We start from the raw sequence: 16,940 nt of genomic DNA on the forward strand, positions 1-16,940 counted from the left end.
TGCGAGCGGTAGGAACGAGGATCGTCCATGACCGACATCAAAACCCGCCCGGCCGGCAACGGTGGCGAGACGCATCAGTTGACCGACGCCGATCATCCGGTGCTGACCACCAACCACGGGACGCCCGTCTCCGACAATCAGAACCAGCTGAAGGTCGGGCCGCGCGGTCCGGTGCTCCTCGAAGACGAAGTTTATCGCGAGAAGATGAACCATTTCGACCATGAGCGCATCCCGGAGCGGATCGTCCATGCGCGCGGTTCGGCCGCGCACGGCTATTTCGAATGTACCGACTCGCTGGCCGACATCACCCGCGCCGACCTGTTCCAGAAGAAGGGGCAGCGCACGGAGGTGTTCGCGCGCTTCTCGACCGTCGCGGGCGGCGCCGGCTCGGTAGACACGCCGCGGGACGTGCGCGGCTTCGCGGTCAAATTCTACACCCGCGAGGGCAATTGGGATCTGGTCGGCAACAACATCCCGGTGTTCTTCATCCAGGATGCGATGAAGTTCCCCGACCTGATCCACGCCGCCAAGATGGAAGCGGACCGCGGCTATCCGCAGGCGGCGACCGCGCACGACACTTTCTGGGACTTCATCTCGCTGATGCCGGAAGCCACCCACATGATCATGTGGGCGATGTCGGACCGCACCTTGCCGCGCAGCTTTGCGACGATGGAGGGGTTCGGCATCCATACCTTCCGCTTCGTCAATGCCGAGGGCAAGAGCACCTTCGTCAAGTTCCACTGGAAGCCGCGCGCCGGGCTCGCCTCGACGATCTGGGACGAGACGGTCAAGATCGCCGGCGCCGATCCCGATTTCCAGCGCCGCGACCTGTTCGAGCGGATCAACCGCGGCGACTTCCCCGAATGGGATCTGGGCGTGCAGTTGTTCGACGAGGAGTTCGCGAACAGCCAGCCTTATGACGTGCTCGACGCGACCAAGATCATCCCCGAGGAAGTGCTGCCGGTGCGCATCGTCGGCAAGATGGTGCTCGACCGCTATCCCGACAATTTCTTCGCCGAAACCGAGCAGGTCGCTTTTTGCCCCAGCCACATGGTGCCGGGGATCGACCATTCGAACGATCCGCTGCTGCAGGGGCGGCTGTTCAGCTATCAGGATACACAGATCAAGCGGCTGGGCTCGACCAACTGGCACCAGCTGCCGATCAACCAGGCGAAGGGCCGCGCCGATGCGGCAGGCTGCCCGTTCATGAACATGCAGCGCGACGGTCATATGCAGATGCAGGTGCCCAAGGGCCGCGCCAATTACGAGCCGAACAGCCTGCATCTGGCCGGCGAGGCTGGCGGGCCGCGTGAGGATCCGAACGGCTTCAAGAGCTTCCCCGCCGAGGAAAGCGGACAGAAGCTGCGCATCCGTGCCGAGAGCTTCGCCGACCATTATTCGCAGGCGCGGCTGTTCTGGCGCTCGATGGACAAGGCCGAGCAGGCGCATATCGCCTCGGCGTTCGTGTTCGAGCTGAGCAAGGTGTCGATCTCGCACATACGCGTCGCGCAGCTCGCCAATCTGCGCAACGTCGACCAGGAACTGGCGCAGCGTGTTGCGGACGGTCTCGCGGTCGACCTGCCCGAGGCATCGCCGACCAGCGCGCCGGTGCTTGACATGGAGCCTTCCCCGGCGCTGCGGATCGTGCGCGGCCCGCTGGAGAAGCACACGCTGGAGGGGCGCACGGTCGGTATCCTGTTCGCCGACGGCACCGACCGCGAGGAGTTCGAGTCGACGATCGCCGCGATCAAGGCGGCGGGTGGCAACCCGCTGACGATCGCACCGAAGGTCGGCGCAGTGCCGCTGTCTGATGGCACCAGCGTCGCGGCGGACGCGCAATTGTTCGGCCAGCCTTCGGTGACGGTCGACGCGTGCGCGGTGATCCTGTCCGCGGAGGCGTGCGCGAAGCTCGTGAAGGAAGGCGCGGCGGTGCAATGGGTGATGGACGCGTTCGGGCACCTCAAGGCAATCGGCCATAACGACGCAGCCAAGCCGTTGCTCGACAAGGCCGGGGTCGAGCCCGATGCCGGCGTGACCGACCTTGAGGCGTTCGTCGATGCCGCCAAGCAGCGTTACTGGGACCGCGAGCCCAACGTCCGCACCTTGGCCTGAGGAGCGCGGGTCATGCTCGAACACGTACCGCACTGGCTGGGCAGCCTGATGCACAACGTCCGCGCCGGCCATGCCAAGCTGGCGATCGTGCAGGACGGCATCGTCACCGGCGACGCGCGGCTGGAATTGTCCAGCCTCGCGTTCGCCGATGGTGCGCGCCTGCCGGAACGCTTCACCGCCGACGGCGAGGGGGTATCGCCGCCGCTGACATGGCGCGGCGTGCCGGCGGGCACCGCCGCGCTCGCGTTGCTGGTCGAGGATCCCGACGCCCCTGCCCCCAATCCACTCGTCCACGCGGTGGTCTGGAACCTGCCACCCCAGGACGGCTCGCTTCCCGAGGGCGCGATCGCGCCCGACGGGCGTGGCACAGATGACGGTTCGGACGTCGGGCGCAACAGCTACAGTCAGGAAGGCTGGTTGCCACCCGATCCGCCGACCGGGCATGGCAGCCACGATTATGTCTTCCAGCTGTACGCGCTCGACAGTGCGGCAGCGCTCGACATCAATCCGGGGCGAAGCGAGCTGCTAGAGGCGATCCGCGGGCATGTGATCGCCGCGGGGATGCTGGTGGGCACCTATTCGCGCGGGGAGGAAGCGCCTGTCGGCCCTGCTACGGCCACTCAGCAGGTCGCCTGAGCGATGACCCCGCTGCCACAGGTCCGCACGCCGCCAGCGGCGGTGGGGGCAGCGGGGCTGATGCCGCAGATCGCCTGCGTCACCCTGGCGATCTTCGAGCCGGAAGCACGCGTGACCGCGGCAATCGTCGGCGGAGGCTATGCCGCGTTGATCCTGTCGTTCCTGGGCGGAATGTGGTGGATGCAGGCGCTGCTACGCAGTGACGGGCGCTGGTGGCCGTATCTGCTGGCTGTCGCGCCCAGCCTGATCGGCTGGGGGGCGCTGCTCGTGGTACTGGGTGGCATCGCGCCACCGGCAGCGGCCTTGGTGGCGCTGGCGCTCGCGCTGCTCGCCAGTCCACTTGGTGATCGCGAGATCGGGCCGCTGTTGCGCGGCGTGCCGGCGTGGCGGCAGTTGCGCCTGACGCTGTCGGGCGGGCTCGGTGCGCTGACGCTGCTGCTCGCACTGGTCTGCGGGCGGGGCTGATCCCCGCCCGTCTGCCTCAATGCTTGTGCGCGGCGGCGGCCTTCTTTGCGTAATGATGGTGCGCGACCGCGCACCCGGCAGCGGCGCCCATCATGCCATGGCCTTTCCCGACCATATGGCCGGCGAGGCCACCCGCGGCGGCGCCGCGCAGGCACCCCTTTGCCGAGGCCGGCGAGGCGGCGAGAACCGTGGCGGCAATGGCGGCAACGAGAACGGAACGCATCTTTTCTCTCCTTGGTCAGTGAAGGAAAGATAGGCGCGCGCCATGCTTTGTCCCGTTACAACGCGGACAGGTGCCGGACAGGCAACGACAAGGCGGCATAGGCTGCCAGCAGCCCATGCCGCCTTGGATATCAGGCGAGCAGCGGCTGCACCTTGGCCGACGGACGGCGACGCATCGCGAAGCCGACCAGGCCGAAGCCGAGGATCATCATCGCCCACGTCGCCGGCTCGGGCACCGCGCCAGTCGTCGGCGGCGTGGTGCCGCGGTCAAACTTCACCTGCAGCGAGCTGTCACGCGCAAACGACAGGTTCGAGAGATTGACCGTTACCGAACCGCCGTCGATGCTGACGGTGCTGGCATCGAACCCGGTGACGCCCGTGACATCGCCTAGCTCGGCGAAGGTGAACGGGTCGCTTTCGTTGGAAAAATACACCGCGAACGGTTCACCGAACGTGCCCGGGTCGCCCGCATCGGGGTTGTTGGTCCAGTTGAGGGTCAGCAGTCCGGCCGAGAAGTCAGCGAGCAACAGCGTGCCGACATCCTCGAAGTCGATCGCGAACTCGCTTCCCGCCCCCACGGCCGCGCTGCTGATCGAACATTCGAGGTTTACCCCACCGCACGTTACCGTGTCGCCCAGCGATACCGTCGCCGAGGCAGGAGCGGAAAAGACGGCGCCCATGAGCGCCATACCAGCCAAAAGGTGCTTCTTCATGTCACTCCCCTGTTCGGCCGGCAGGAGCCGACCATTACTGGCGTCTTGCAGCAATTGGTTAACGGATCGTTAACGAAGCGCCGTGGGGATCATATGCGCGTGTATCGAAAATACCAGACCTCATGCCCCTGCCGCCGTGCCTTGCGTTCGTATCGGGTTTCCGGCCAGTCTTCTGGACGTTCGAGGAAGTCGCGTGGCCCCCGCGCCTGCCAGCCAAAGTCACGGCGCTGGTTCATGACCATCATCGACCAGCGACAATAGGTCGGGTCGTCGGTACCGAGTCGGAATTCCGCACCCGGCTTCAGCTTGGCGGCGATCAGGTCAAGCGGACCGTGGTTCATCATCCGTCGCTTCGCGTGACGCGCCTTCGGCCATGGATCCGGATGAAGCAGGTAGACGCGCTCCAGCGAGGCGTCGGGCAGGCGCTCGATCACCTCCAGCGCGTCGCCCATGTGAACACGGACGTTCTCGAGACCGCCATCACGCACATGGCCGAGCGCGCCGACCACGCCATTCAGAAACGGCTCGCAGCCGATGAAGCCGGTGCCGGGTGCCGCGGTCGCCTGCCCCGCGAGATGCTCGCCCGCGCCGAAGCCGATCTCGACCTGCAACGGGCGATCGTCGCCGAACAGCCGCGCGGCGTCGAGTGGGCCTTGCTCGGGCACCGCGATGCGCGGCAGCAGTTCCTCGACCAGTGCCGCCTGTCCGGCGCGCAACGCATGGCCCTGACGCCGACCATACAGGCGGCGGATCGTTGTGGGATCGTTCATGCAGGCGCGCCTACCGCACGGGCGCGCGAAACGGAACGGAGGAAGCGATGCGTGCGTGGTGGAGCGGAGTGGCAATGGTCGCCATGGCGGCGGCGGTGCCGGCGTGGTCGCAACTGGCAAGTCAAAAATCGATCTCGATGCTGAACGGCGACAGCGGCTGGACGCAGGCGGTCCTCGTCTGCGATTCGACCGATCGCGACCGCGTGCTGATCCTGTCTGCGCCCGATGCCCGGCGCGGCGCGACGCTGACCAGCCTGTCGAAGCCGGGGCTGGCACGCTACCAGGTGCAGGTGCGAGTCGGCGCGGGCGATCCGGGCATGGGGCAAATCTATTATCCGCTGACCAATGCTGCCGGACGGGTTCTCGGCAACATTCATGCGGTCAATCCCGGCATGGTCGAGCCCGGCGCGACGACGCCGACCGTTACTGCGATCACCTACGGCCGCGATACCACCAGTTGTCGCTTTGCACCGCAAACGCGCGTGCTGGGGGTGACGGAGAAGCGCTCCATCCAAGTGACGCGCAGCGAGCGCGACGGATTCGTCTATCACAGCTACAATTACGACACCGACCTGCCCGCGATCGACCAGCCATGGGGCGGACGCGATACCCGCGCGTCGCTGACGATCACCGGCGGGCGATTGACCGAAGAACGCGGCGGGCGGCGCATCTACCAGTTCACGAACGGCGGCTATGTTTATCGCGTACTCGCCTCGGTCGATCCGGCAAAGGGCGGCGGCGGGGTGCAGGTATGGCGCGACGGGCGGTTGCTGCTCGCCGAACCGTTCGCCGCCTACACCGCCGCTTCCTGAGCGGGACCGAAAGCGCGCGCGGCTCGTTGGCAGCCGGACACCCAAGCGGAGCCGATATGGGCAAGAAGAAGAAGAAGGCGCTGCGGGCAGCCGCCGAACGTGAGCATGACGCCACCGCGCCGCTACGCGCGTTGGCAGCGGCAGGGGCGATGCGTGCGCTCACGCCGATCGCCAAAGCTACGGACGAGCCGCCATTGCTGGCGCTCGGGCTGGGGACGCTGGCGATCGGCGCGGTGCTGCGTCGGCCGACATTGGCGCGCAGCGGTGCGCGGATGGTGGCGAGCCACCTGCTGGCGACAGGCCTGAAAACCGTGCTGAAGGCCGGGGTCGACCGCGCCCGGCCGAATGTCCCGGGCACCGACGCGGTGCCGCGCAAGGGGCATGGTACCGACGACACCAATCTCAACGCTTTCCCCTCGGGCCACACTGCCGGGGCGGTAGCGGTAGCCCAATCAGTCGCGCATGAAGTGCCTGCGATCGGAGGAGTCGCGAAGCTGGCGGCGGGCACCGCAGGTGTCGCGCAGGTCGCGCGCGGGGCGCATTATGGCAGCGACGTGGTGGCGGGGGCGGTGATCGGCTGGCTCGCCGAGCGCGTCGCCGGCTGGGCGATCGACGCGGGCGAGCGCTTTGCCGACACGCGCCGTGACGTGAAGGCGGAAGCCGAAGTAGAGGCGCACCCGAGCTGAGCGGCTCGTCATCCCGGCGCCCGGACGGGATGACGGGATTTCAAAGGCCTATGGCGTACAGCGCGTGGTGCGCGAGGATGTAGAGGGTACGGCGATCCGGGCCGCCGAGCAGCAATTGCAATGGCCGCTCGGGCACGTCGATGCGGCGGGCGAGCGCGCCGTCAGGGGCGTAGACGAACACCTGGCCGTTCGCGACGTACAGGTTGCCGGCCTCGTCGCGCGCGACGCTCTCGCCGCCGCGTGGCGCGACGACCTTGAGGTCGGTCACTTGTCCGCCCGCGCCGACCAGGCCGCTGTAGGTGAGGTTCTCGGAGGAATTGGTCAGCGTCACGCGGCTGCCCGGCACCGCGCCGACAAACCCATAGGAATCAAGCGTGTCGGACCATCGCCAGCCGAGATGATCGTCGGGTCCCTGGTTCCAGACGCGGAACGCCGGCAGCGCCAGCGATCCGTCGGGCGAGCGATATTCCTGCGCCTTGGCCTCGCCGAGCTTGGTGATGAAGAAGGATGCGATCGGCGGATACTGGTAGGTCGCGGGATCGATCCGGTCTGCGAACTCGCCATTTGCCCATACGTTGACCGGAAGAAGCGTCACCGCCTCGCCACCCGCGCGCGCCGGGGTCGGTTCAATCGGACGAACATCCAAGGGGTTAGCGGGGTCGATGCTATAGACGCTGCCATCACGGCCGGCGGAGGATTGCACGAGCAGGCGTCCGGAACGGTCGACCGCGAGGTTGACCGGGTCGAGCGGCGCGTCTGAGACGGTCGTCAGACCTTCGGCGGGCGTAAAGCCATGAATTCGCTGAAAGAAGCGATCGACGAAATACAGCTTCCCCCTGGCATCGACCGTGCCGCCGGAGATAGAATAGAAGCCGTCCGCGAGCCTGGTCACGCCGGAAGTCACTGGAATCGCTAGGTCGGGGGTGGCAGTGGCGGTGGCTGGGGGGATGTCGAGGCTGGCGAACTCGCGCTCGCGAACCTCCTGGCGGCGGGTCATGTCCTTGATGCTGTTTTCAAAGGGGAATTTGCTGGCACGCAGATACGTGCCGCAGCCTTTGGCATCGCAGCTCGCGAAGCCGCTTTCGGCGTTCACATGGACGTTGCGGAAGCGAATACCGCCCGAATTGAACAATTTAACCGCCGCATCCATCGGCTTGATCGTCCGCGTTACGCGATAGCCATGGTAATTGGCGAACAGGATGTCGCTGGAATTGTGGAACTCGGTCGAGACCGCGTTGACGCCGTCGCGGACCTCCTGTTCGGTCTGCGGTGCCAGAAACTCCCAGTTTTTAACCCGGTCCATTACGATTTCGGCGCGATAATGATGCTCTGCCGACAGCTGATAAACGTGTCCGGGCGTATTGGTGTCGGAAACGTGGAAACCCGCCGACGCGAGCGTGTTCGGCGACCAGATCGCCGAGAACGTCCCCCCGCCGCCGTCGGTGACCATGATGCTGGGATATTGACCATCCGGGCGCGCGCGCGGGTCATTCTGGTTGATCGGGCTGCCTTTGGTCAGCACGGTGCCGCCGCCGCCCTGGATCTTGACGTCATTGACCTCGGACGCCGCGCCGGCCTTCCACAGCAAGGCGGTGGCGCGGCGGTTGATTGCGCCGGTCCATAAGCCAAGGCCGTGGACGATCGCATTGCCGCCCCTTGCGCTCTCGATCATCGCCTTGGCGCCGCCGACACCGGTGAAGGCAGGAGTCTCGTCGGGCAGATAGACGTGCGTCAGGCTGGGGTGGAGCGAGATCAGGATGCTGTCGGGACGCAGTTTGATCGTGTCGGTGACGCGGTAGCGGCCAAGGGGAAGGTAGACGACGCGGTGCGTGTCGATCGCACGTTGCAGGGCGGCGGTGTCGTCGGTGGCGTCGTCGCCCTTGACGCCGAGATCGTGCGCGTTCGCCCAGTCGCGGACCGGCGGAAGCGCACGGATCGCGTTGGCGGGTCGTTTCGGCGCGCGTGACAGAGGGGTCATTGTCACGTCGGTGGCGGTTTCGCCGATCGTGCCGAGCCCGGCGAGCTTCAGCCCGTGCGAGAAATCGGCGACACGGTAGCGCGCGCCCTTCCCCGCGATCGTCCTGCCGGAGTCGCGAAAGCGCGCGAAGGTCGGGGTGTCGATTGCGATCACATCGTCGAAGCCGATCTGCGTGAAGACGCTGTTCTCCTCGGAGATCACCACCGCGGCCTGCGACACGCGCTCGAAGCGGACCTGCTTGCCCCACAACGAGTCCGAATAGCCGCGGTCGATCTCGATACCGACCGGCGTATCGCGGATCGCGACGTTGACCAGCGTCAGGTCGACCTCATGCTCGCGGATCGCGGCGTCCCGCTGCCCGGAAAATTCGCTGTCGATCAGCGTGAACTGCCACGCGGGCGAGGTCTTCTCGGACATGATGCCGTAACGACCGCCGAAGAAGCGCAAGTCCTCGAACTCGTTGCCGGCCTGATAGACCCCGGCCAGCCCCGCGCCGATATGGAAATCGACATGGCGCAGATAGCCGTGCTGCGCGACGCGGAAGCGCACCGCGACCGCGCCGGCATTGCCGTCGCCGATCCGGAAGTCGATGTTCGACAGCGCGGAATAGAAGGTGCTGGAGGTCGCGTCGAAGATCGACGGATCGAACGGCACGCTGGTGCGCGGCGGGACCGGCGCCTTGCCGACGCGATATTGGTCCTCGCCGGTGAAGGCGAGCATCGCCGCGACGCCGCTGCCGAAGCCGGCGGTATTGTCGCCGAGCCATATCTGCGGGCGGGTCTTGCCGATGCCGAACAAGCGCACCGCCGAGCGGACGAAGATCGTGCGCGTGATCCGATAGGTGCCAGAGGGGACGAAGACCACGCCGCCGTGCCCGCCCGCCGCGGCGGCGTCGATCGCCTGTTGCAGCGCCGCGCTGTCGTCGGCGCGGCCGTCGCCGACTGCCTTGAGGACGATCGCACGGGGGTCGTCGGGCATGGTCTGATAGACCGACGCGCCGGGCTTGATCGCCGTGGCCGCCAATGCCGGGGTGGCGAGCACCACCGCCAAAGCCGCTCCGATCCGCCATCCTGCCCGCATCGCCCGTCTCCCGTCTGTTTTCGCGCTTTTGCTAGCGGTACCAGAGGGATGCTTCATGCGCGACGATGGTCGTAGGTGGGCATCTCTGCCCCTCCCCAATAAGGAGGGGCTTTGCCGGGGTCAGGCGTGGCGGGTGTCGCCGCTGAGCGCCTGCGCGGCGATCGCGACCTGCGTGCGATTGCGGACGTTCAGCTTGCGCATCAGCGCGGTCATGTGCGCCTTCACGGTCGCCTCGGCGATGCCGAGGTCGTAGGCGATCTGCTTGTTGAGCAGCCCGGAATGGACGCCGCGCATCACCTTGAGCTGCGTCGGGGTCAGTTGCGCCAGCATCGCGCCGCTGATCGGCGCGGGCATCTCCTGAACGGTCGCTTCCATTCCTTCCTCCCGTAAAACCGCCGTCCCGTCACGCTTTCGAGCGGATTCGGTTGGACAGCTTTGTGCGTTATGCGCCACGATGTTAGCGCTTTTCAAGTAACATGCGATAGCTTGCGCGGCAAAGTTGTCGGACAGGCAGTCCAACCTCTCGCCACGTTGGCGGCCGTCCGCTAGGCTCGGGAAACATCGCACGGGAGGGGACCGCCGGTGAGCGAGGGACGACTGGCCGACCGCGCCTATGCCGCGATCGTGCGGATCATCAACGACCAGGGGCTGACGACCGGCGACCGCCTGCCCGCCGAGGCGCGGCTGGCCGCGACGTTCGGCATGTCGCGCACCATCGTTCGCGAGGCGTTGGCGCGGCTCGCCTCGGACGGGATCACCGAGGCGCGGCGCGGCGCCGGGAGCTACGTCAAGCGGCGACCGTCGGAGCGGCTGGGGACGCATCTGCCGATGGACGCGCTGGCGGCGACGCTTGGCACCTATGAGGTGCGATTCGTGCTGGAGGCGGAGGCGGCGCGGCTGGCGGCGTTGCGGCGGTCGCAGGCGCAGCTCGACGCAATCGAGGTGGCGCTAGAGGCGTTGCGCGCGGCGTTGTTCTCGAACGCCCCGGCACATGACGAAGACTGGGCGCTGCACCTGGCGATCGTCGCGGCGACCGGCAATGCGGCGTTCGCGCCGGTGTTCGACCATCTGCGCGACAGCGTGATGCATATCCTGCGCGCGGGGGTCGATATCTCGCGCTCGCGCCCGCCGCAGGTGATCGGGGCGATGATGGAGGAGCATGACGCGATCGTCGATGCGATCCGCACCCGCGACGCCGATGGCGCGGCACTGGCGATGCGCTGGCATCTGTCACAGGGGCGCAAGCGGTTGATGCCGTGAGGTTGCAGTCGTCCAGTTCCGTCATTCCCGCGCAGGCGGGAATCCAGAAACTCTGACGCTGCGGCTCCATCGAGAAACCCGCGCGTCTGGATCCCCGCCTTCGCGGGGATGACGAAGAAGGATCAAGGCCAGAAGAAGAAGCGGGGTTCAAGGCCGAGCCCGGGACGACGGCGAGGGGTTACGTCAACCGCTTTTCAACCCACGCCTGCACCGCGCGGCACAGCGCCTCCGGCGCGTGGCCGGCGTCGAGGCGGAGCGCGCGTTCGTCGGCCTCGGGCGGCTCGAGCGTCGCGAGCTGGCTGTCGAGCAGGCTGGGCGGCATGTAATGACCGGTGCGCGCGCCCATGCGGCGGGCGATCTCGCCGCGATCGGTGTCGAGAAAGGCGAAATGCAGCGGCAGCCCCGCCGCCGCCTCCAGCCGCGCGCGATAGGCGTGGCGGAGCGCGGAGCAGGCCGCCACCGCGACGCCCCCTGCCCGCGCCGCCTCGCCCAGGGCCGCGCCGAGCCGATCGAGCCACGGCCAGCGATCCGCGTCGGTAAGCGGCGCGCCTGCCTCCATCTTCGCGACGTTCGCCGCCGAATGGAACGTGTCGCCTTCGAGGAACGGCGCGTGCCAGTGATCGGCGAGCAAACGGCCGAGCGTCGACTTGCCCGTGCCACTGACGCCCATCACCACCATTGCCAGCGGCTCGCCGTTCATTCCGCCTGCCACCATCGTTCCTCCCGCCACACCGTCTGCGCTATCGGCCGCGCGGGCGCATTCTGACCATTACGACCTTTGTCGGCGCACCGCGCGACTTTGGTCTTAGATGCCGGTCCGCACCGCCTCTTGTATGACCTGCATCACATAAACGCGTGCCCGCAGCAGCGGTGGCACGCCACCATTTAGGGGATGGAGCATGGTCGAGGCACGTCGGCGTTCGTTTAAGTATGATACCGCTACCAGCGTTGCCGTGCTGGCGTTGATGTTGCTGGCGAGCCCGGCGGTGGCGCAGCAGCAGACCGACGATCTGCCGGACTCGACCCGGAGCGCCGCCCCCGCCACCCCCGATCAGACGCCAGCACCGGCGGCGCAAGGCGAAGCGCCCGCCGCCGCCTCCGATATCGTCGTCACCGGTACGCGCATTACCGCGAGCGGGTTCAATGCTCCCACCCCGACGACGGTGATCGGCGAGGCGCAGATCCAGGCGAATGCGCAACCCAACATCTTCAACACCATCGCGCAATTGCCGTCACTGCAAGGGTCGACCGGCGCGGCGACGGGCACGTTCAGCACGTCGAGCGGGCAGCAGGGGCTCAGCTCCTTCTCGCTGCGCGGGCTGGGGACGATCCGCACGCTGACGCTGCTCGACGGGCAGCGCGTGGTCGGCGCGAACGTGACCGGCGTCCCCGACATCAGCCAGTTCCCACAATTGCTGATCAAGCGCGTCGACGTCGTGACCGGCGGTGCTTCGGCGTCGTACGGCTCGGACGCGGTCGGCGGCGTCATCAACTTCATCACCGACACGCGTTTCCAGGGTGCGAAATTCAACGCGCAGACCGGCGTCAGCACCTATGGCGACGGCGGGCAGTCGCTGGTGCAGGCGGCGCTGGGCAAGAGCTTCGCGGGCGACCGGCTGCACGTCGTGCTCAGCGGCGAATATGCCAAGGATCAGGGCGTCGGGCCGGGCAATTTCGGCGAGGATCTGGCGAGCGGACGCGACTGGTATCGCGCGACGACCTTCGTCGACACCAACATCCGCAAAAGCACCAATCCGCAATTCCTGGTCCGCGATCACGGGCAGGCGTTCAAATATACCAAGTGGGGGCTCATCAATAACGGCCCGCTGCAGGGGATCGCGTTCGACGGGCAGGGTCGGCCGTTCGCGTTCAATTACGGCTCGAACGGGGTGCCCGCCAAGAACGCCAATGGCGACGTGACCGGTTGCTACATCGGCTTCTGCGTCGGCGGCGACCAGTCGGGGCATGTCGGCTCGGGCACGTCGCTGCAATCGGCGCTGGAGCGGATCAACGGCTATACGCGGATCGGCTATGACGTCGCGCCGGACACCGAACTCTATCTGACCGCGAACATCGCGCAGGTGAAGACCAGCAACCAGCCGAACCCCGGCGCGGCCAAGGACAACGTCATCGTCCAGTGCGCCAACCCGTATCTGCCCGCCTCGATCCAGGCGCAGTGCGCAACCGCCGGAATCACGCAATTCCGCTACGGCCTGAGCAACGCGATCCTGCCCAACATCAAGGTCAATACCGACCGCCGGCAATATCGCTTCGTCGGCGGGTTGAAGGGCAAGGCGGAGATCTTCGGCGACAGCTGGACCTACGATCTCTATTACGAGCACGGCATCAACGTCACCGACATCAACGTCGACAATATCAGCCTGAACGGCCGCTACACGCAGGCGGCCAATGCGGTGCGGCTGAACGGCGAGATCGTCTGCGCCGATGCCGCGGCGCGCGCCAGCGGGTGCCAGCCGATCAACATTTTCGGCAACAACCAGCCTTCAGCGGCGGCGCTGGCGTATATCGTCCCCGAGAACGGGCCGTTCCAGCACACGCGCCAGACGCAGGACGCGGCGGCGGCAAGCATCTCGGGCACGCCGATCGACCTGTGGGCGGGTCCGCTCGCGGTCGCGGCGGGCATCGAGTGGCGCGAGGAAGCGTATCGCGTCAACGCCGACGCCTATGGCGCAGGGGTGTCCGCGCTGAGCCCCAACAATGCCGCCTACCCCGCCGATCCGTCGCTGCTCGCCACCGGCAACAACTGGTATGCGGGCAATTACAAGAACGGCTCGGGCAAGTATAACGTCGTCGAGAGCTTCCTCGAACTCAACCTGCCGCTGATCGACTCGCCTGCCGTCGGTCGCGCCAACCTGAACGGTGCGGGGCGCGCGACACGCTATTCGACCTCGGGCGTCGTCTATGCATGGAAGGTCGGCGGTACGTGGGAGACGCCGCTCAGCGGGTTCCGCCTGCGCGCCGTGACCTCGCGCGATGTGCGTGCGCCGAACCTGTCGGAGCTGTTCGCCGCGCCGACGACCACCACCGTCCCGAACTTCACCGATCCGTTCAACAACACGCAGGTGCTGATTATCCAGAACACGATCGGCAACACCGCGCTGCGTCCCGAAATCGCGCGCAGCACCGAGCTTGGTGCGGTGCTCGCGCAGCCGTCGTGGTTGCCGGGGCTGAGCCTGTCGTTCGACTATTACGACATCAAGATCGACGACGTCGTCTCATCACTGTCGGCGCAACAGATCGTCAATCTGTGCCGCGAGGGCAATGCGGATACCTGTAGCGCGTTCAACCTCCAGAACACCGCCGGGCCGAATTTCGTCAACGTGCAGGCGTTCAACCTCGCCTCGATCAAGACGCGCGGGTTCGACATCGAGGCGAGCTATCAGTGGCGCCGGCCGCTCGGGCTGCCGGGCAGCCTGACGCTCCGCGGGCTGGGCACGCATGTGATCGATTACATCACCGACTCCGGGCTGAACTCGAACGGCAAACCGGTCGCGCCGGTCAATTCGGCGGGTGCCAATTCGGGGGCGACGCCGAGCTGGAAGTGGCTGGCAATCCAGACCTATCAGAACGACAGTTTCAGCCTGTTGCTGCAGGAACGCTGGTTCAGCGACGGCGTGTACGGCAACCAATATGTCGTCTGCTCGGCGGGTACTTGCCCGGAATCGACCAACGACCACCCGACGATCGACTTCAACCGCATGAAGGGCGCCTTCTATTTCGACATCGGCGCGACGGTGAACGTCACCCCGCAGGTCAGCATGTTCGTGAAGGTCGACAATCTCTTCGACCACGACCCCGAACCGTCGCCGCAGACCAACACCGGGCTGGACGTCAACCCGGCATTGTACGACACGCTCGGCCGCTTCTTCCGCGTCGGTGTGCGCGGGCGGTTCTAGGCTGTCCGGGGCGGTGATGGCAGGGCGCTGCCATCACCGCCCCGGCGGCAAACGGCGCGCGATCTGCCTGTCGTGGAGGCGCGTCAGCAGCAGCAGCGCGACGGACGCGCCGATCATGCACGTCAGCATGTCCCATTGCGTGTCCCACGGGTCGCCCTGCGTTCCGAGGAATGCGTCCGCACCCTGCCCCAGCCAGACCGCCGCGCCGAACTCGATCAGTTCGTAGGCGGCGCTGATCGCGAGGCAGCAGGCGAGCACAAGCACGGTCAGCAGCGGACCGCGCGCGATCCCGCCGCCACGGAACAGCAACTCGCGCAGCACGATTGCGGGCACGAACCCCTGCGCGAAATGCCCGATGCGATCGTAAGGGTTGCGCGCGAGATGCAGCCAATCCTGCATCACGAAGCCGGCGGGCACCCGCGCATAGCTGTAGGCGCCGCCGATCATCAGGATGACGCCGTGCACGGCAATCAACACCATCGCGAGCGGCGTCAGCGGGAAACGCCGGCGCGTTCCCCACAGGACCGGCAGCACGACCAGCACCGGCGCGACTTCCATCCACCATGTCGCACGGTCGAACGGGTGCCATCCGGACAGGATCAGGCCGCCGAACCAGAGCGATGTCAGCAGTGCGAGCGGGCGGCAGTCCGTCGTCGTCATCGCGGCAGGCTAGACACGCACGGCCGCGGTGCCCAGCGTCAATCCGCGGCGGCGATCGCGGCGGTCATTCCCGCCGGCGACAGGATCTCAATCCAGTAACCGTCGGGATCGGTGATGAAGGCGATGTCCTTCATCGTGCCGTCCTGCGGACGCTTCCTGAACGGCACACCCAGTTCCTCGAACCGCGCGCACGCCGCCGCCACGTCGGGCACCGAGATGCCGATATGGCCAAAGCCGCGCGGGTCGTCGTTGCCGCTGTGGTAGCCGGTGAAGGCCGGGTCGCTTTCGGTGCCCCAATTGTGGGTCAGCTCCAGCGTCGTCTCGCGTGTGAAGATAAAGCGCGCGCGTTCGGCCGGATCATCAGGCACCGTCTCGCCCTCGCCGAGATAGGCGAGGAAATAGAGCGAGAAGCGCATGTCGGCAAAGTCGAGCTGCTGAAGCAGGCTCATGCCCAGCACGTCGCGGTAGAAGGCCAGCGACGGCTTCGGATCGCGGATGCGAAGCATCGTCTGGTTGAGCGCGAACCCTTCGGTGCCGGGCGTGCGGGGCATGGTCTTCTCCGGATCAGGCGAGCGTCAGGCCGACATCGACGTTGCCGCGCGTGGCGTTGGAATAGGGGCAGATCTGGTGCGCGGTATCGACCAGCTGCTGCGCCTCATCCTTGTCCACGCCGGGCAGGTCGACGACGAGGTCGGCGGTAATGCCGAACCCACCCGCCGAACGCGGACCGATGCCGACAGTTGCGGTGACTTTGGTTTCAGCGGGCACCTTCACCTTGAGCTGCTGCCCGGCGACCTTCAGGGCGCCGAGGAAGCACGCCGAATAGCCGGCAGCGAACAATTGTTCGGGGTTGCTCCCCTCACCGCCCGCGCCGCCCAGTTCCGTCGGCGTCGATAGCGCGACCTCGAAGCGGCCGTCCTCGCTGCGCGCGCGGCCGTCGCGGCCACCAGTGGCAGAGGCAGTGGTGGCGTATTTGACGTCGACGGACATGCGCATGATCCTTATCTCGATAATCAGTATCACGGTATATAAATCAGAAGAATACAACAGTCCAGTGAAAAGATTATCGCGATAAGGAAAAAGCTGCTAAGCCCCTGCCATGGCTGACGCCCGCCCCCTCGACGAGCAGCTGTGCTTCTCGCTCTATTCCGCGAGCATGGCGGTCGGGCGCGCGTACAAGCCGCTGCTCGATGCGATCGGGATTACCTATCCGCAATATCTCGTGCTCCACGCGCTGTGGGAGGAGGACGCTCGAACGATCGGCGCAATCGCCGAGCGACTGGCGCTTGAATCGAGCACGGTGACGCCGTTGGTCAAACGGCTGGAGGCAGCCGGGCATGTTGCGCGCCAACGCAACCCGGACGACGAGCGGCAGGTGCGCGTATTGCTGACCGACAGCGGGCGCGCCTTGCGCCAACGCTGCGGATGTCTCGCGGAGGAACTGGTCGCGCGCAGCGGGCTGTCGCTCGACCAGCTTGCGCACCTCAATCGGCAGGTCGCCGGGTTGCGCACCGCCTTGACCGGCGAGGCCCGAAGCTGAACGAAGCCGTCGCCGCCGCGACAAAGTGACACACTTTCACAGGGTTGACGGGACGGGGCTGCGACAGATGCTGCCTATCTTCGTTCTCG

16 protein-coding genes and 1 pseudogene are annotated in these 16,940 nt (G+C 66.6%); 8 read left to right on the top strand and 9 right to left on the bottom strand.

Going from position 1 to position 16,940, the window contains the following annotated elements:
• Positions 1-27 precede the first annotated feature (27 nt).
• Genes ACI2JO_RS06780 through ACI2JO_RS06790 form a run of 3 tightly spaced genes read left to right on the top strand, consistent with a single transcriptional unit; the run spans position 28 to position 3,213 of the window.
• Positions 28-2,112 (top strand): catalase, encoded by a 2,085-nt coding sequence (locus ACI2JO_RS06780; protein ID WP_404719935.1) that lies wholly within the window; start codon positions 28-30, stop codon positions 2,110-2,112.
• A 12-nt stretch (positions 2,113-2,124) separates the two neighbouring features.
• On the top strand, positions 2,125-2,748 hold the full coding sequence (locus tag ACI2JO_RS06785) for a YbhB/YbcL family Raf kinase inhibitor-like protein (RefSeq protein WP_404719936.1): 624 nt from the start codon (positions 2,125-2,127) through the stop codon (positions 2,746-2,748).
• 3 nt (positions 2,749-2,751) lie between these two features.
• Positions 2,752-3,213 carry a DUF3429 domain-containing protein gene (locus tag ACI2JO_RS06790; RefSeq protein WP_404719937.1) on the top strand — a complete coding sequence of 154 codons (462 nt, stop codon included), beginning with the start codon at positions 2,752-2,754 and terminating at the stop codon, positions 3,211-3,213.
• A 16-nt stretch (positions 3,214-3,229) separates the two neighbouring features.
• On the opposite strand, the gene ACI2JO_RS06795 is transcribed toward ACI2JO_RS06790, so the two are convergent.
• The 3 genes and pseudogenes from ACI2JO_RS06795 to ACI2JO_RS06805 all read right to left on the bottom strand — a co-directional run bounded on the left by ACI2JO_RS06795 (position 3,230) and on the right by ACI2JO_RS06805 (position 4,918).
• Entirely contained in the window at positions 3,230-3,436 is a 207-nt protein-coding gene (locus ACI2JO_RS06795) for a hypothetical protein (protein WP_404719938.1), read from the bottom strand.
• Between the two features lie 130 nt (positions 3,437-3,566).
• A pseudogene (locus ACI2JO_RS06800) lies at positions 3,567-3,683 on the bottom strand (PEPxxWA-CTERM sorting domain-containing protein); the annotation flags it as partial.
• Positions 3,684-4,237: 554 nt separating this feature from the next.
• Positions 4,238-4,918, bottom strand: a complete 681-nt coding sequence (locus ACI2JO_RS06805) for a tRNA (guanine(46)-N(7))-methyltransferase TrmB (protein ID WP_404719939.1) — start codon at positions 4,916-4,918, stop codon at positions 4,238-4,240.
• 47 nt (positions 4,919-4,965) lie between these two features.
• Between ACI2JO_RS06805 and ACI2JO_RS06810 the strand changes: the two genes are divergently transcribed.
• On the top strand, positions 4,966-5,730 hold the full coding sequence (locus ACI2JO_RS06810; RefSeq protein ID WP_404719940.1) for a hypothetical protein: 765 nt from the start codon (positions 4,966-4,968) through the stop codon (positions 5,728-5,730).
• A 56-nt stretch (positions 5,731-5,786) separates the two neighbouring features.
• Positions 5,787-6,416, top strand: a complete 630-nt coding sequence (locus ACI2JO_RS06815) for a phosphatase PAP2 family protein (protein ID WP_404719941.1) — start codon at positions 5,787-5,789, stop codon at positions 6,414-6,416.
• A gap of 40 nt (positions 6,417-6,456) precedes the next feature.
• Here ACI2JO_RS06815 and ACI2JO_RS06820 read toward each other — a convergent pair whose 3' ends face one another.
• Positions 6,457-9,474: a glycosyl hydrolase family 28-related protein gene (locus tag ACI2JO_RS06820; RefSeq protein WP_404719942.1), complete on the bottom strand. Its 3,018-nt coding sequence runs from the start codon at positions 9,472-9,474 to the stop codon at positions 6,457-6,459.
• Between the two features lie 120 nt (positions 9,475-9,594).
• Positions 9,595-9,849 carry a helix-turn-helix transcriptional regulator gene (locus tag ACI2JO_RS06825; RefSeq protein WP_404719943.1) on the bottom strand — a complete coding sequence of 85 codons (255 nt, stop codon included), beginning with the start codon at positions 9,847-9,849 and terminating at the stop codon, positions 9,595-9,597.
• A gap of 207 nt (positions 9,850-10,056) precedes the next feature.
• Here ACI2JO_RS06825 and ACI2JO_RS06830 point away from each other — a divergent pair, with 207 nt between their 5' ends.
• Positions 10,057-10,734 carry a FadR/GntR family transcriptional regulator gene (locus ACI2JO_RS06830; RefSeq protein ID WP_404719944.1) on the top strand — a complete coding sequence of 226 codons (678 nt, stop codon included), beginning with the start codon at positions 10,057-10,059 and terminating at the stop codon, positions 10,732-10,734.
• Between the two features lie 178 nt (positions 10,735-10,912).
• On the opposite strand, the gene ACI2JO_RS06835 is transcribed toward ACI2JO_RS06830, so the two are convergent.
• The gene (locus ACI2JO_RS06835) at positions 10,913-11,449 is read right to left on the bottom strand and encodes a gluconokinase (RefSeq protein ID WP_404719945.1); all 537 of its coding nucleotides are present in this window, start codon (positions 11,447-11,449) and stop codon (positions 10,913-10,915) included.
• 184 nt (positions 11,450-11,633) lie between these two features.
• Between ACI2JO_RS06835 and ACI2JO_RS06840 the strand changes: the two genes are divergently transcribed.
• On the top strand, positions 11,634-14,651 hold the full coding sequence (locus tag ACI2JO_RS06840; RefSeq protein ID WP_404719946.1) for a TonB-dependent receptor plug domain-containing protein: 3,018 nt from the start codon (positions 11,634-11,636) through the stop codon (positions 14,649-14,651).
• A 33-nt stretch (positions 14,652-14,684) separates the two neighbouring features.
• On the opposite strand, the gene ACI2JO_RS06845 is transcribed toward ACI2JO_RS06840, so the two are convergent.
• From ACI2JO_RS06845 to ACI2JO_RS06855, 3 genes are read right to left on the bottom strand one after another with little or no spacing between them, the layout of a single operon-like run.
• Positions 14,685-15,311: a DUF2238 domain-containing protein gene (locus tag ACI2JO_RS06845; protein WP_404719947.1), complete on the bottom strand. Its 627-nt coding sequence runs from the start codon at positions 15,309-15,311 to the stop codon at positions 14,685-14,687.
• Between the two features lie 38 nt (positions 15,312-15,349).
• The gene (gloA, locus tag ACI2JO_RS06850) at positions 15,350-15,862 is read right to left on the bottom strand and encodes a lactoylglutathione lyase (protein WP_404719948.1); all 513 of its coding nucleotides are present in this window, start codon (positions 15,860-15,862) and stop codon (positions 15,350-15,352) included.
• Positions 15,863-15,875: 13 nt separating this feature from the next.
• Positions 15,876-16,301, bottom strand: a complete 426-nt coding sequence (locus ACI2JO_RS06855; RefSeq protein WP_404719949.1) for an organic hydroperoxide resistance protein — start codon at positions 16,299-16,301, stop codon at positions 15,876-15,878.
• 109 nt (positions 16,302-16,410) lie between these two features.
• Here ACI2JO_RS06855 and ACI2JO_RS06860 point away from each other — a divergent pair, with 109 nt between their 5' ends.
• Positions 16,411-16,851 (top strand): MarR family winged helix-turn-helix transcriptional regulator, encoded by a 441-nt coding sequence (locus ACI2JO_RS06860; RefSeq protein ID WP_404719950.1) that lies wholly within the window; start codon positions 16,411-16,413, stop codon positions 16,849-16,851.
• Positions 16,852-16,940 lie beyond the last annotated feature (89 nt).

Source organism: Sphingomonas sp. NPDC079357, from assembly GCF_044901155.1.
Taxonomy (GTDB): domain Bacteria; phylum Pseudomonadota; class Alphaproteobacteria; order Sphingomonadales; family Sphingomonadaceae; genus Sphingomonas.

Coding starts and splice junctions, on each gene's coding strand:
- ACI2JO_RS06780 (WP_404719935.1), top strand. CDS start 28: ATGACCGACATCAAAACCCGCCCGGCCGGCAACGGTGGCGAGACGCAT.
- ACI2JO_RS06785 (WP_404719936.1), top strand. CDS start 2,125: ATGCTCGAACACGTACCGCACTGGCTGGGCAGCCTGATGCACAACGTC.
- ACI2JO_RS06790 (WP_404719937.1), top strand. CDS start 2,752: ATGACCCCGCTGCCACAGGTCCGCACGCCGCCAGCGGCGGTGGGGGCA.
- ACI2JO_RS06795 (WP_404719938.1), bottom strand. CDS start 3,436: ATGCGTTCCGTTCTCGTTGCCGCCATTGCCGCCACGGTTCTCGCCGCC.
- ACI2JO_RS06805 (WP_404719939.1), bottom strand. CDS start 4,918: ATGAACGATCCCACAACGATCCGCCGCCTGTATGGTCGGCGTCAGGGC.
- ACI2JO_RS06810 (WP_404719940.1), top strand. CDS start 4,966: ATGCGTGCGTGGTGGAGCGGAGTGGCAATGGTCGCCATGGCGGCGGCG.
- ACI2JO_RS06815 (WP_404719941.1), top strand. CDS start 5,787: ATGGGCAAGAAGAAGAAGAAGGCGCTGCGGGCAGCCGCCGAACGTGAG.
- ACI2JO_RS06820 (WP_404719942.1), bottom strand. CDS start 9,474: ATGCGGGCAGGATGGCGGATCGGAGCGGCTTTGGCGGTGGTGCTCGCC.
- ACI2JO_RS06825 (WP_404719943.1), bottom strand. CDS start 9,849: ATGGAAGCGACCGTTCAGGAGATGCCCGCGCCGATCAGCGGCGCGATG.
- ACI2JO_RS06835 (WP_404719945.1), bottom strand. CDS start 11,449: ATGGTGGCAGGCGGAATGAACGGCGAGCCGCTGGCAATGGTGGTGATG.
- ACI2JO_RS06840 (WP_404719946.1), top strand. CDS start 11,634: ATGGTCGAGGCACGTCGGCGTTCGTTTAAGTATGATACCGCTACCAGC.
- ACI2JO_RS06845 (WP_404719947.1), bottom strand. CDS start 15,311: ATGACGACGACGGACTGCCGCCCGCTCGCACTGCTGACATCGCTCTGG.
- gloA (WP_404719948.1), bottom strand. CDS start 15,862: ATGCCCCGCACGCCCGGCACCGAAGGGTTCGCGCTCAACCAGACGATG.
- ACI2JO_RS06855 (WP_404719949.1), bottom strand. CDS start 16,301: ATGTCCGTCGACGTCAAATACGCCACCACTGCCTCTGCCACTGGTGGC.
- ACI2JO_RS06860 (WP_404719950.1), top strand. CDS start 16,411: ATGGCTGACGCCCGCCCCCTCGACGAGCAGCTGTGCTTCTCGCTCTAT.